Below are 13,768 nucleotides of genomic sequence, written 5' to 3' on the forward strand. Positions count from 1 at the left end.
CGTTACACCTTTTCCACATTAACCAGGAACGCCTTGAATTCAGGCGTTTGCGTATTGGCATCACCGACAAACGGCGTCAACGTGTTGGCGATAAAGCCCTTCTTCGCCACGCCTTGATAGCCCCAGTGGATTGGAATACCGATAGTATCGATGTCTTTGCCATCCACCTTCAGCGTGCGGATACGCTTCGTCACCACTGCCTTGGCCTTAATGTAGCCGCGGTTAGAGCTGACCTTCACCGTATCGCCATGCTTGATGCCTTTCTTCTCTGCCAGTTTTTCACCAATTTCAACGAACTGCTCAGGCTGAAGAATGGCATTCAGCAGAGCGTGCTTGGTCCAGTAGTGGAAATGCTCAGTCAGACGATAGGTTGTGCCCACGTATGGGAATTTATCAGCTTTCCCCATGGCAGCCAGATCGTCTTTAAACACACGTGCAGCAGGGTTAGACACCACGTTTGGATGCAGTGGGTTAGTTCCCAACGGTGTTTCGAACGGCTCATAGTGTTCAGGGAATGGGCCTTCAGCCATTTTATCAATGGCAAATAGGCGTCCCATCCCTTCAGGCTGCATGATGAATGGACCAACGCCGCTGTTGGGGGCTGCGGTACTGTAGTCAGGAATATCAATACCAGACCACTTCGCACCGTCCCACTCCAGCAACTGGCGTTTTGGATCCCACGGTTTACCCGATGGGTCTGCCGACGCACGGTTATACAGAATACGGCGGTTAAGTGGCCATGCCCACGCCCAGCCTAAAGTATTACCTAAACCGGACGGATCGCTATTATCACGACGCGCCATCTGGTTACCCTCTGGCGTCCAGCTACCGGCAAAGATCCAGCAACCACTTGACGTGGTGCCGTCGTCGCGTAACTGAGCAAAGGAGCTAAGTTGCTGGCCTTTTTTCACCAAAACGGCACCGGTGGTTGGGTCAACCAAATCGGCTAAGGCTTTACCGTTGTTTTCTCTCGCTACTTCTTCTGGTGCTGGATTTTCTGGCGTGAGGTAATCCCACGTCATATTCAGCACCTGCTCTGGCAAAGCCCCGCCCTCTTTGGCATACATTTCTCGCAGGCGTAGGAAGATACCCGCCAGAATTTCACCGTCGTTCAGGGCTTCCCCTGGGGCGTCCGCGCCTTTCCAGTGCCATTGCAGCCAACGGCCGGAGTTAACGATAGAACCGTTTTCTTCAGCAAAGCAGGTCGATGGCAGGCGGAAGACTTCTGTTTGAATCTGCGACGGGTCAACGTCGTTAAATTCGTCGTGGTTCTGCCAGAAGGTTGATGTTTCTGTATTCAGCGGATCGATCGTCACCAAGAATTTCAGCTTGGAAAGCGATTTCACCACTTTGTTTTTATTAGGGAACGAGGCAACTGGGTTAAAGCCCTGACATAGATAGCCATTTACTTTACCTTGCGACATCATTTCGAAGTACTGGAGTACGTCGTAGCCTTTATCCCACTTCGGTAACCAGTCAAAGCCCCAGTTATTTTCTTTCTGCGCTTTATCACCATAGAAAGATTTCATCAGGCTGACGAAGAACTTAGGCGTATTACCCCAGTAGTTCACCTGACCCGGTAGCGTTGGTTTTGGTGTGGTGGCAGCCAGATAGGTTTCCAGATCGGTCTGTTTTTCAGACGGCAGATTCAGATATCCCGGTAAGCTGGTAGACAGAAGACCTAAGTCGGTTAGACCCTGAATGTTAGAGTGTCCGCGTAGCGCGTTAACACCACCGCCAGCCATACCCATGTTGCCGAGCAGTAGCTGGATCATCGCCATAGTACGGATGTTCTGTGCGCCAACAGAGTGTTGCGTCCAGCCCAAGGCATACAGGAACGACGCGGTTTTATCCACGGCGCTAGTTTCAGCAATGTATTCACACACTGTTAGGAAATCGGCTTTAGGCGTCCCACAGATATTCTCGACGACTTCCGGTGTGTAACGGCTGACGTGCTCGCGCAACATATTCCACACGCAGCGTGGATCTTGCAGAGTGTCATCACGTTTAGCGAAACCATTCTCGTCGAGCTGGTAGTTCCACGTTGTTTTATCGTAGGTACGTTTTTCTTCGTTATAGCCGCTGAATAAACCGTCGTCGAAGGCATAGTCTTCACGCACTAGCAGGCTAGCGTTGGTGTAGTTTTTAACGTACTCAGCGTTGATCTTGTTGTTGCTGATCAGATACAGCAAAACGCCCGACAGGAATGCAATGTCGGTACCGGAGCGGATCGGCGTGTAGAAGTCAGCCACCGAAGCGGTTCGGGTAAAACGTGGATCGATAACGATCAGCTTGGCTTTGTTGTGGATCTTGGCTTCCATCGCCCAGCGGAATCCGACGGGATGCGCTTCAGCGGCGTTACCACCCATGACCACAATCAGGTTGGCATTTTTAATATCCACCCAATGGTTTGTCATCGCACCGCGACCAAATGTTGGAGCAAGACTTGCTACCGTTGGTCCGTGTCAGACACGCGCTTGGTTATCCACGGCAAGCATGCCGAGGGCGCGACTAAATTTTTGGGTTAAATAACCTGTTTCGTTGCTGGAAGCTGATGCACACAACATGCCGGTAGAGAGCCAACGGTTAACCGTCGTGCCTTGCTCGTTGGTTGGAATGAAGTTGGCATCGCGGTCTTCTTTCATCAGCTTGGCGATGCGATCAAAAGCATCGTCCCAAGTGAGGCGCTGCCATTTATCTGAGCCAGGAGCGCGATATTCTGGGTATTTCAGACGTGATTCACTGTGGATGAAGTCCACCAGACCGGCACCTTTAGGGCACAAGGCTCCACGGTTTACCGGATGATCAGGGTCACCTTCAATGTGGAAAATACTTTCTTTTGCGTTCTTTGCGCCGTCACCGAGGCTGTACATCAACAACCCACAGCCGACAGAACAGTATGTACAGGTATTACGGGTTTCGCGTGCGCGTAGCAGTTTATACTGCCGAGTTTCCGCGAGTGCTACCGCTGGAGCAAAGCCCAACGCAGCGGCCGTGGTGCCTGCCATACCGCCAGCGCAGATCTTAAAGAACTGTCTTCTGCTGACCTGCATGGAGATCTCCTTACGTATCTACCCTTTACCTTTCAAGTTACCTGCAAGATAGGTATGGCTTGAAAGCTATCGAGTATCACATTGCTTCAAAAAGTTTGTTTTCTTGGTTTGTTTACAAATAAATCATTAAACCCGAGGTTCCATAGTTTGCGCTGAGGTTTCTCGGTATGACTTTTTAGGGTCAAACTTTGCTAACTTGCTCACTCTTGGGGGCGTGCGAAGTTACTTTGTGCTTAAATACTACCACATGAATCCTGTGGTTGTTACAGGTAGGTATCAAAGACGTGAATAAGATGAGTTTCTTAAATAATAATCCGGTTAATGGTGTTCGCCAAACAATGGTGCAACAACGTGGGCAACTGCACACTTCACAGTCTGATTGGGTTGCAGAAGAGGTACCCGTAGCGCTGGTTTATAACGGTATATCCCACGTAGTGATGATGGCATCACCAAAGGATTTTGAGGCGTTCGCTCTAGGCTTTTCACTTTCTGAAGGGATTATCCGTACGCCACAGGATATTTACGGTATGGATGTCGTTCCGGCATGTAACGGCGTTGAAGTGCAGATCGAACTCTCTAGTCGCTGTTTTATGTCGCTAAAAGAGCGTCGGCGTTCGATGGCGGGGCGCACTGGCTGCGGAGTGTGCGGCGTGGAACAGATTACCGACGTTGTTCGTCCGCTAGAGCCGTTGCCATTTACCCAAACTTTTGACCTAGAAAATTTGGATAACGCTTTACGCCAGTTGCGCAGCGTGCAGCACATTGGTGATTTAACAGGTTGTACTCACGCCGCTGCTTGGATTGATCCGCTCGGTGAGTTACAGGGCGGTTGTGAAGATATTGGTCGTCATGTGGCGTTAGATAAACTGCTGGGTATCCGTGCTAAGCAGCCGTGGACACAAGGAGCTGTATTGGTTTCGAGCCGGGCCAGCTACGAGATGGTGCAAAAAGCAGCGATGTGCGGTGTGGAGATTTTGTTTGCCGTCTCTGCGGCAACGACCCTAGCAATTGATGTCGCTGATAAATGTAATTTAACGCTGGTGGGATTCAGTAAACCAGGTCGTGGAACTGTGTTCACGCATCCACAAAGGTTGCGGTAGGTTTGTTGCAGGGAAATATATTCCTGTCATGCTTCAAGTTGCCTTTTTGTTGGCTGCGTTCGCTTAACCTAATCACTTGCCGCCTCAATGCAACTCAACCATTTTAGGGGATAAGCGATGACGGGATGTATTTAACTGTTGGCGGATAAGCCATTATCTTACCCGCCACGTCGTTTTATTTTTTCTTGCCGGAAATAGCTTTCCATAATCCCGCTACCGCGGCGAGGATTACAACGAAGAATTTCTTCAAGAATATTATAATTAAGCCAATTAGACCCGCTTTTTTAGCTGTGACCGCAGCGCCGCCAGCAACTAATGCTGCGAGAGAATAAGAGGATGTTGTATCCCAAAAATGATGGTCTTCATAACGGTTTCCCTCAGTAAATGAGGCTACTTTTAATAAATCTGGTGCTGATTTTTTCACTGCGGGTAAATCTTTTTTGTCGGCAATAATGTTAATGTTCAATACACCTTTACGACCAAGGTTTCTGATATAATAGTTGACTGCTTCATCCGAAGCAGTAGGGTTCAGGCTTAAACGTTGTGCCCAATAAATAATATGTGAGCTTTGATCGTAGTGAGGCGCTTCTGCCCAACCTAATAGATATATCGGGTCATAACCCTGATGTTGTCTTTCTATATTTCCAACTGAGGTTTGCTGCTGCATATCCTTGAGGACTTTATCATAATCAATAGTTTTGGCATCGTCATCGGAGATGTAGGCATCATCCTCAAATGTGATCTCAGCGCCCCAGCCTCTCTCCTCAAGTGGAGATAAATCGACGGGAACTAGCATGCCAAGTCCCAGTTCACCGCTGGGCGGGTTTCCCCAACCATCAACTAAAACCTTTTCACTGTCTTGAGGTGATAGATAACGAAATTTATCACCTGTATTAATTATGATATTTCCATTTAGTAAATTTATAGTACCTTGCTGATAGTGTAATTTTCTTTCAAGGTTTTTGAGATTAGAGGTTAGCTCAGCATGAGCACAAGTCGATAATAGCCCAATGATTAAAGCGATTTTAGTCAATGCCTTTGAATACTTCCTTGATAGTATGTGGGCCATTTTTAGTCCGTTAAGTTTGAGCTGTTGATAATAGATATGCTATAAATCTTATAGCTCAAAATATACCACTTATGCTATCTCGATAAAATTAATCTGTGGCATAATAATGTTTTACAGGTGCTTAATTGGTTTTGTCATGTTGACTTTCATCAGCGTTATGAATTTATTTTGACGTGTTTATTCTTTCTGTAAGAAGCATTTTTATCATGTTAGATATTAAATCAGCTCATTCTTGAAAATAATTTTTAAAGAAAAATAGAACCACTATTTTCAGTGGGAACACATCTTCGCTTTTGTGCTTATGAGTTGTAGGAGTGCGCACAGAGTTTCTATGTGCTAGCGACAATCACAACAATCGGTAAAAACAATGAATAAAAACCTGACCTCAAAATGAGGCTGAAAACCGCGCTAACGCTGAAGTAGCGCAAGCTTAAGCTATCGATTTCTCAAAAACCACATCGCCAGCAGGTAATTGATAATCATTTTCAATATCATTTAATCTACTATAATGACCAGACTGCTTAACCGGAGCGGATGTTTTGCTCCTTGGAAATCTGGAGAAGATGAATATGAGCTATACCCTGCCATCCCTACCGTACGCCTATGATGCACTAGAGCCTCACTTCGATAAGCAAACGATGGAAATCCATCACAGCAAACACCATCAGGCTTATGTTAATAACGCCAATGCTGCACTGGAATCGTTGCCTGAATTGGCAAAACTGACCGCCGAAGAGTTGATTGCTCAGCTCGACAAAGTGCCGACCGAAAAACGCACTGCGTTACGCAATAACGCGGGCGGCCACGCTAACCACAGTTTCTTCTGGAAAGGACTGAAACTTGGAACTGAGCTGAAAGGCGATTTGAAAGCGGCTATCGAGCGCGATTTTGGCAGCGTTGACAAATTTAAAGAAGAATTTGAGAAAGCAGCAGCAACTCGTTTTGGCTCCGGCTGGGCGTGGTTGGTGTTAAAAGATGACGGTAAACTGGCCGTGGTTTCTACTGCGAATCAGGACAGTCCGCTAATGGGCGAAGCCGTTTCTGGTGCTTCTGGTTACCCAATTGCGGGTCTGGACGTATGGGAACATGCTTATTACCTGAAATATCAAAACCGTCGTCCAGATTACATCAAAGCTTTCTGGAGCGTAGTGAACTGGGATGAAGCGGCAAAACGCTTCGCTGAAGCGAAAAAATAAGAGTCTGTTAAAGACAGTCACTATCAGAGCGTGGGGAAACCCACGCTTTTTTGTTTTTAAACTCGAGTAGCACGGTATAGTAATGCCATAGCCATTTTCTCAATAGAATCTGCTTTGGGAGCTCAACATGCACTATCCAACTATTTATGTCGGCACCATCGTTCCTTATGAGGGCAGTAAGCCCAGCGCTATAGGTAAACGTCAGATCACGGGCGGCGTGATGCTTCACCGGCTGGGGCTGGATGGCGATGAGCAGGCAGAGAAAAAAGTGCATGGCGGGCCCGATCGCGCGTTGTGCCACTATCCGCGCGAGCATTATCATTTCTGGCGTCAGCAGTATCCACAACAGGCAGAGCAGTTTTGCGCCCCTGCCTTGGGGGAAAACATCTCCACTGAGGGCATGACTGAAGAAAACGTGTTTATCGGTGATATTTATCGCTGGGGCGACGCATTTATTCAGGTCACGCAGCCACGTTCTCCTTGCTACAAACTCAATTATCACATGGATATTGAGGAATTTTCCGTGCAGATGCAGGAAACAGGGCGTTGTGGTTGGCTGTATCGTATTGTGGGCGAAGGGGTTGTAAGTGAAGATCAGCCGCTAGAGTTGGTATCGCGTAATAGTGGTATTAGTGTGGCAGAAGCTATTTCCATCTGCTTCCATATGCCGTTTGACGAGGAAGAGTACCGCCGCCTCATGTGTGCTGCGGGTATCTCCGCAAGCTGGAGCAAAACGCTACAAATGCGAGTGCTCAGCGGCAAGATTGAAGATATGAATCGGCGACTCTTAGGGGCTTAACCTTCGTTGGCTTCGGCCATGATTTTAAGCCACTGAATGAAAGCATTAATTTTTGGCCACTGGCGTTCTGAAAGCGTTGAAATGTAGTAGCGTTGCTCGCACTGCATTTCAAACTCAGGGAAGGGAGTGATGAGCTCTTTTGTCGCCAGTCGTTTATTGACCAGTTTTTTACGCCCCATCGCTATCCCCACATGATTCATTGCGGCGATGACAGCCAAATCTGAGCGATCGAATCCCATACTGCGCTGATCTTCGGCGATATCAACCTTAAAATGCTGTGCCCAAGAGTGCCATTCACTTTGATCAGAATCGTAACTCCATGCCTGGCGGTCGTGTAGTAACGTGCACTGACGCAGATTGAAAGGTTTGCCGACCAGATCGTGGCGCTCAGCATATTCAGGGCTACAAACCGGAACCATCGACTCATTCATGAGATGCTGGCATGCCAGTTTTTCGGGTGGCTTATCATCGAAATAAATCGCGAGATCGATGCCTGCGCCGCTGAAGTTCACCATTTCGTTGCCGGTTAATATATTTAAGCTAATCGCCGGATATTTCTGTGCAAAATCAGCCAGTTTGGGAACTAACCAGCACTGTGCAATTGAGGGGCGTGAATAGACTGTCAGCGTGCCTGATAATTCCTGACTTTTGATCTCTAAAATTTCTTGATTGAGATAGCTGAGTGATGATTTTAATGCCCAGAATACGCGTTCACCGTCGGGCGTAAGCGCAATTCGGCGATGAAACCGTTGAAACAGCTTGAACCCGAGCTCTTCTTCTAACTGGTTGATCCGGTGACTCACAGCACTTGGGCTAATAGAAAGTTCTTCGGCCGCTAATGCAAAAGATTCATGCCGTGCAGCGACTTCAAACGTATAGAGCTTTGATAGTTGGTAGCCGTTTAGCAGTTTGTTACGTGTGATGTATTTTTGGCCGATATTCATAACTACCCCCCTATTTTTAGGGTTATAGCATATCTGACTTGAGGGACAAACGAGCGTCTGTGGATGATCTAATGTGACCCAAACCAAATATTAATAGCTGAACTTGAGCTATATCACTGCTTTGATTCAATCTGGTTCATGTGAATGATGATTTTCATCGTTTGTCAGGCGTGTTCACTTCTTATCCAATAGAGAGGAGATTTATTACAGGGTGAGGTTGGAAATGGACTCGCAAATTTGGGTAGTCGGAACGCTATTAACAAGCATCATTATAATAATATTAACCATCGTTAAGTTTAAGATTCACCCCTTCCTCGCATTATTACTGGCCAGCTTTTACGTGGGCGTATTAATGGGAATGAATCCGCTGGAAATGGTTAACGCCATTGAAGGTGGAATTGGAGGCACGTTAGGATTTCTGGCCGCCGTCATCGGTCTGGGGACAATTCTTGGCAAAATGATGGAGGTTTCTGGAGCCGCTGAGCGTATCGGTATTACGCTCCAGAAATGCCGCTGGCTATCACCTGATGTCATTATGGTTTTGGTGGGTTTGGTATGCGGTATTACGCTGTTTGTCGAAGTGGGCGTGGTGTTACTGATTCCTCTGGCATTTTCTATCGCGAAGAAGACGAATACTTCGCTGCTGAAACTGGCTATTCCGCTGTGTACCGCCTTGATGGCAGTACATTGCGTTGTGCCTCCGCATCCGGCAGCGCTATATGTCACTAATGCTTTAGGCGCAGATATTGGCACTGTCATCGTGTATGGCCTCTTTGTTGGGTTGGTCGCATCGCTGATTGGTGGACCACTATTCTTGAAATTTCTCGGCCATCGTCTGCCGTTTAAACAAGTTCCTGCTGCGTTTTCCGAGTTGGAAGTGCGCAAAGAGGAAGATTTACCCTCACTCGGCGCAACGCTGTTTACTGTGTTGCTGCCCATTGTGTTGATGCTGATAAAAACGGCTGCTGAATTAAATATGGCGAAAGGTTCAGCGCTGTATAACTTCTTTGAGTTTATCGGTAATCCAATCACCGCGATGTTCATTGCCGCATTTGTTGCGTATTACGTGTTGGGTATTCGCCAGCATATGAGCATGAGCAAGCTGCTGAGTAAGACCGAAGATGGTTTCTCCTCCATCGCCAATATTTTGCTCATTATCGGTGCGGGTGGTGCCTTTAACGGCATCCTTAAAGCGAGTGGGTTAGCGGATACGCTGGCGGTGCTGCTCTCCAATATGCATATGCATCCAATCCTTTTAGCTTGGCTGGTCGCCATCATTTTGCATGCGGCGGTGGGGTCGGCTACGGTTGCGATGATGGGAGCCACTGCAATTGTTGCTCCGGTACTGCCGCTTTATCCCGACGTGAGTCCTGAGATCATCACTCTAGCGATTGGCTCCGGTGCCATTGGTTGCACGATTGTCACCGACTCACTGTTTTGGCTGGTTAAGCAATACTGTGGGGCTACGCTCAGTGAGACATTTAAATATTACACGGTGGCGACCTTCATCGCGTCACTGATCGCATTAGCAACGACTTTCCTGCTCTCTTATATCGTTTAATCGAGAATATTTATGAATACGTTTGAAATTGAAAATTTGGTTGAACAATATCCATTGGTAAAACAGCTGATTAATTTAGATGAAGTGACATGGTTTAACCCAAAAACGACCACGCTAGCCGAGGGGCTCCCTTATGTTGGCTTAACGCAAGACGATGTAACACAGGCTGAAGCCCGTCTTAAAAGATTTGCGCCTTATCTGTGCCTAGCGTTTCCTGAAACGCAAAAAACGCAGGGTATTATTGAGTCTGATGTTGTGGCGATTCCTGCGATGCAACAAGCGTTAGAACAGCGTTACCAGCAGAAGATTGCGGGTCAACTCATGCTGAAAAAGGACAGCCACCTACCGATTTCTGGCTCGATAAAGGCTCGAGGTGGAATTTATGAGGTGCTTACTCATGCCGAAAAATTAGCAATTGAGGCTGGAATGCTCTCTGAAACGGATGACTACAGCGTGCTGTACTCTGATAAGTTCCGTCAATTCTTTAGCCAGTACAGCATTGCCGTTGGATCGACGGGTAATCTAGGTATGTCGATTGGCATCATGAGCGCTAAATTGGGCTTTAGCGTTAGTGTTCATATGTCTGCGGATGCACGGGCGTGGAAAAAGCAAAAGCTACGCGATCACGGTGTGAACGTCGTGGAATATGCGCAGGATTACGGTGTCGCGGTAGCTCAAGGTCGCAAAGAAGCTGAGTCAGATCCGCGCTGTTTCTTCATCGATGATGAAAATTCCCGCACGTTATTTTTAGGCTATGCCGTGGCTGGTGGACGCTTGCGCCAACAGTTTACCGAGATGGATATTCGGGTTGATGCAGAGCATCCATTGTTTGTTTATCTTCCTTGTGGTGTCGGCGGTGGGCCTGGCGGCGTTGCATTTGGCTTGAAACTGGCATTTGGCGACCATGTGCACTGTTTCTTCGCAGAGCCGACACATTCACCGTGTATGTTGCTGGGTATCCATACCGGCTTACACGACGAAATTTCGGTACAGGATATTGGTATAGATAATATCACTGCAGCTGATGGTTTAGCCGTAGGCCGCGCATCTGGTTTTGTTGGCCGTGCGATGGAGCGCTTGCTCGACGGTTTCTACACCTTAAGCGATCAAGAAATGTATAACTTGCTGGGGATTCTGAATCAACAGCAAGGGATTCAGCTTGAGCCATCAGCGTTGGCGGGGATGCCAGGGGCGGTGCGGGTTTGCGGTAGTACTGAGTACCTGAACGCTCATGCATTGGATAAGCAAAAAATGCAAAATGCCACCCATCTCGTGTGGGCTACCGGTGGCGGCATGGTGCCTACCGAAGAAATGGCGAAGTACCTTGCGGCGGCAAAAATCTAGTTTTTAATTCGAGATAAAAACAACGGGGCATTTTGCCTAATGCTGATCGTTTAAGAGAGTGAGATACACGGGGCTAGCACACCGCGGGGCGCTCCGGCAGCTAAAGCTGCTACGACCCCATCGGTGTACTTCCCCTAAAATCACGCTTAAGTGACCGGCATTAGGCATTTTGCCCCGTTTTTGTGTTTTTAATGATTTTACAAATACAGCGAACGAACAATTAGGAAATGCCCGCCAAAATAGCTGGCAGCAATGATGGCGTCGGCAGCACGGAAGGAGAAACGGTAGCGGTTAATGAGCCACACCACGTTTGACAGCAACAGCAATGAAGCTCCCACCAACAGTGAGAAGCCAAAATCAGTACCGCGAGCAAAGTATTGATCTCCCGCCATCCAAACCATCAACAGCGTCATCGCGATATAAGTCACCACCGGCCAGCGCATGTCTTCTAAGCGTGTCCAGATAGTTGCCGTTAGCGCCAGTCCGATAATGATGAGTACAGCCAGCATTGGCAGATAAAACGATACGGTTAATGCGCTGGCAAAGCTGATGGTGTACAGCAAGTGGGACAGAAAAAAAGCGCCGATGGCATAGAGCACGCGTTCACGAGGCAGCAATAGCAAGGCATCAGCCGCCAGAGTCGCTAGCAAACCGAGCAGTATCAGATAGCCATTTGCCTGAATATTTGGGGCGCTCCAAGCTAACAATAGCAGCAGCAGTAAAGTGACTGGTTTAAATACCCAGCGTTGCCAGCGGGGGCCACGGTAGCTGGCATCGACAAAAAGCCAACCAGAAAAGAAGACTGCGAGAAATGCCCAACTCATCATTTATCCTTTTTAATTAGCTAGTTAAATTATATAACGCTCTACGTGTTTAGTTGCATGAAGTATAAAATCAAATAAATCGTCACTTATCATCTGAGTGTAGGGGATCACGGCTGGCAGCGACAATCCCTTTAGTTGAAGGCTGTGCGGATGAAGTGTAAACAACTTCATGTTATTTTAAGCCGCTGTACTGATGACGTTATACACGGTATTACGTCATCGGTTTTTACGTTGATGAAGTCTTAAAACGAGAATTGCCCACTGGCAGTGATGAGGAACGTCATGTCTGGTCAACAGCCCTTATACCGTATTCAATTTATGAATAACGGTAAAAACTATCAGCTTTATGTGCGTGAACTTGTACAAAGCAATCTTTTCGGATTTATCGAAATCGCTGATTTTGTTTTTGATACTCAAAGCGCCGTATTAGTCGATCCTTCAGAAGAAAAGCTGAAAAGCGAGTTTTCTGGCGTTTCACGCAGTTTTATCCCCGTTCAAGCGGTTATTCGTATTGATGCCGTTACAGAACGCGGTAGCGCTCGGATCTCAGACCTTGGCGATAATGTAACGACTTTCCCTTACCTGCCAGGCAAAAAACCATGAGTAAACCACCACTGATATTTGTTGTGATCGTTGCCGTTATCGTGGTGTTTGCCGCTCAGCGCTTTATGCAACAACGCCGTCAGAACGCCATCAACGATGCCGCACCGATCAATACTCAGAAGGTTGAAGTCAGCGCCAAGCGTGAATTCCCTGCGCCTAATCGTCGCTCACGCCAGCGTGAAGTGATCGCGGGTGAGGATATGCGCTATGAGGTCTACTTTAAGCCATTGATTGGCGGTAGTAAGCTGAAGTTTATTGTGCCGGAAACGACGTATCATCAGATAGACAAAGGTGCTGTGGGGAAACTCAGCACGCAGGGCACACGTTTTGTTGGTTTTGAAGCTGATGTAAAATAGCGTCACCTCCCCGAGTTTGGGGAGGTGAATTCGGACTGATTATTTTTTCGGTGGTGTATTTTTCTTCTGCCAAGCCAGCAGTTCAAAAACCCCAAACAAGAAGATTCGTACTTCCTGCCATTTACTGATTTTAGGCTGATCTTTGGTCAGCGTCGTTTTCAGCATGGTGACCTGCAAGCCGTGCATCAGAACCATGAACACCAGCGCGACATTCATAAAAATGTTAAGTGGGCGCGTATACGGGTGAACGATGTTAACCAGCATAAATCCCCATACGCACAGCATCAGCAAGCGGCCAATATTAATTCCCATTGTTGATTCCTCGAATTATGGCGCGCTGCGCAAATATAAGCGATAAGCAACCTGACCGGCGACTTTCTCGCGGTGCAGAGTCCAGTTAGCGGGGACGTCCGCAGCGGCGCTTTCTACTTCAGCCTCTACGTAGATGGATGCATCTTCAGCCAGCCAGCCGTTGTTTTCTAACAGAGTAATGGTTTCCGCTAATAGCCCTTTACGAAAAGGCGGATCGAGAAAAACGACCTGATATGGCGTACCGGGCTGTGATAACCATTTTAGCGCATCGGTGTTTTGCACAGTGACTTTATCGGTATTAATTAACGCTACATTCTTTTTCAACTGAGCGGCAACCATACGATCGGCCTCCAGCAACGTTGCATGTGCGGCGTAGCGAGAGACCGCCTCAAAGCCTAACGCCCCGCTGCCGGAAAAACAGTCGAGACAACGCGCATCGTTTATCACCGGAGCCAGCCAGTTAAATAGAGTTTCACGTACGCGATCGGTTGTCGGGCGCAGGCCCGGGCTATCTGGAACTGGAAGCTTTCGGCCACGCCATAAGCCGCCAATAATGCGGATTTGTCCGCTGGATTGGGATGCTGGTTTCTTTGCCATGAATGCGGTG

General features: G+C 47.7%; 13 protein-coding genes. 7 read left to right on the top strand and 6 right to left on the bottom strand.

Going from position 1 to position 13,768, the window contains the following annotated elements:
* Nucleotides 1-2: 2 nt before the first annotated feature.
* Complete coding sequence (gene fdnG / locus M988_RS00090) at nucleotides 3-3,053, bottom strand: formate dehydrogenase-N subunit alpha (protein ID WP_096080133.1); 3,051 nt, start codon at nucleotides 3,051-3,053, stop codon at nucleotides 3-5.
* A 293-nt stretch (nucleotides 3,054-3,346) separates the two neighbouring features.
* On the opposite strand from fdnG, the gene fdhD reads away from it, so the two are divergent.
* A complete protein-coding gene (gene fdhD / locus M988_RS00100; protein WP_040012421.1) occupies nucleotides 3,347-4,153 on the top strand; it encodes a formate dehydrogenase accessory sulfurtransferase FdhD in 807 nt (268 codons plus the stop codon).
* A 175-nt stretch (nucleotides 4,154-4,328) separates the two neighbouring features.
* Here the strand turns inward: fdhD and M988_RS00105 are convergent, their stop codons facing one another.
* The gene (locus M988_RS00105) at nucleotides 4,329-5,222 is read right to left on the bottom strand and encodes a DUF2167 domain-containing protein (RefSeq protein ID WP_061059390.1); all 894 of its coding nucleotides are present in this window, start codon (nucleotides 5,220-5,222) and stop codon (nucleotides 4,329-4,331) included.
* A 569-nt stretch (nucleotides 5,223-5,791) separates the two neighbouring features.
* Here M988_RS00105 and sodA point away from each other — a divergent pair.
* Nucleotides 5,792-6,418, top strand: a complete 627-nt coding sequence (gene sodA, locus M988_RS00110) for a superoxide dismutase [Mn] (protein ID WP_020303540.1) — start codon at nucleotides 5,792-5,794, stop codon at nucleotides 6,416-6,418.
* A gap of 127 nt (nucleotides 6,419-6,545) precedes the next feature.
* Nucleotides 6,546-7,217 (top strand): 6-hydroxyaminopurine reductase, encoded by a 672-nt coding sequence (gene yiiM / locus M988_RS00115; protein ID WP_039186130.1) that lies wholly within the window; start codon nucleotides 6,546-6,548, stop codon nucleotides 7,215-7,217.
* Here yiiM and dsdC read toward each other — a convergent pair.
* Entirely contained in the window at nucleotides 7,214-8,161 is a 948-nt protein-coding gene (dsdC, locus tag M988_RS00120) for a DNA-binding transcriptional regulator DsdC (RefSeq protein WP_008815676.1), read from the bottom strand. The genes yiiM and dsdC overlap by 4 nt on opposite strands.
* 223 nt (nucleotides 8,162-8,384) lie before the next feature.
* On the opposite strand from dsdC, the gene dsdX reads away from it, so the two are divergent.
* A complete protein-coding gene (gene dsdX / locus M988_RS00125; protein ID WP_039186129.1) occupies nucleotides 8,385-9,722 on the top strand; it encodes a D-serine transporter DsdX in 1,338 nt (445 codons plus the stop codon).
* A gap of 12 nt (nucleotides 9,723-9,734) precedes the next feature.
* A complete protein-coding gene (gene dsdA / locus M988_RS00130; RefSeq protein ID WP_061059391.1) occupies nucleotides 9,735-11,066 on the top strand; it encodes a D-serine ammonia-lyase in 1,332 nt (443 codons plus the stop codon).
* Between the two features lie 197 nt (nucleotides 11,067-11,263).
* Here dsdA and M988_RS00135 read toward each other — a convergent pair whose 3' ends face one another.
* Entirely contained in the window at nucleotides 11,264-11,890 is a 627-nt protein-coding gene (locus M988_RS00135) for a lysoplasmalogenase (protein ID WP_035502535.1), read from the bottom strand.
* A gap of 282 nt (nucleotides 11,891-12,172) precedes the next feature.
* Here M988_RS00135 and M988_RS00140 point away from each other — a divergent pair, with 282 nt between their 5' ends.
* Nucleotides 12,173-12,493 (top strand): DUF1820 family protein, encoded by a 321-nt coding sequence (locus M988_RS00140; RefSeq protein ID WP_008815672.1) that lies wholly within the window; start codon nucleotides 12,173-12,175, stop codon nucleotides 12,491-12,493.
* On the top strand, nucleotides 12,490-12,849 hold the full coding sequence (locus M988_RS00145) for a DUF2500 domain-containing protein (RefSeq protein ID WP_064572437.1): 360 nt from the start codon (nucleotides 12,490-12,492) through the stop codon (nucleotides 12,847-12,849). The genes M988_RS00140 and M988_RS00145 overlap by 4 nt, the downstream gene beginning before the upstream one ends.
* A 39-nt stretch (nucleotides 12,850-12,888) precedes the next feature.
* Here the strand turns inward: M988_RS00145 and M988_RS00150 are convergent, their stop codons facing one another.
* Nucleotides 12,889-13,161 (bottom strand): DUF1145 family protein, encoded by a 273-nt coding sequence (locus M988_RS00150; RefSeq protein WP_004090705.1) that lies wholly within the window; start codon nucleotides 13,159-13,161, stop codon nucleotides 12,889-12,891.
* A gap of 15 nt (nucleotides 13,162-13,176) precedes the next feature.
* Nucleotides 13,177-13,758 (bottom strand): 16S rRNA (guanine(966)-N(2))-methyltransferase, encoded by a 582-nt coding sequence (rsmD, locus tag M988_RS00155; RefSeq protein WP_008815670.1) that lies wholly within the window; start codon nucleotides 13,756-13,758, stop codon nucleotides 13,177-13,179.
* Between the last annotated feature and the right edge of the window lie 10 nt (nucleotides 13,759-13,768).

It is taken from the genome of Hafnia paralvei ATCC 29927, from assembly GCF_001655005.1.
Lineage (GTDB): Bacteria > Pseudomonadota > Gammaproteobacteria > Enterobacterales > Enterobacteriaceae > Hafnia > Hafnia paralvei.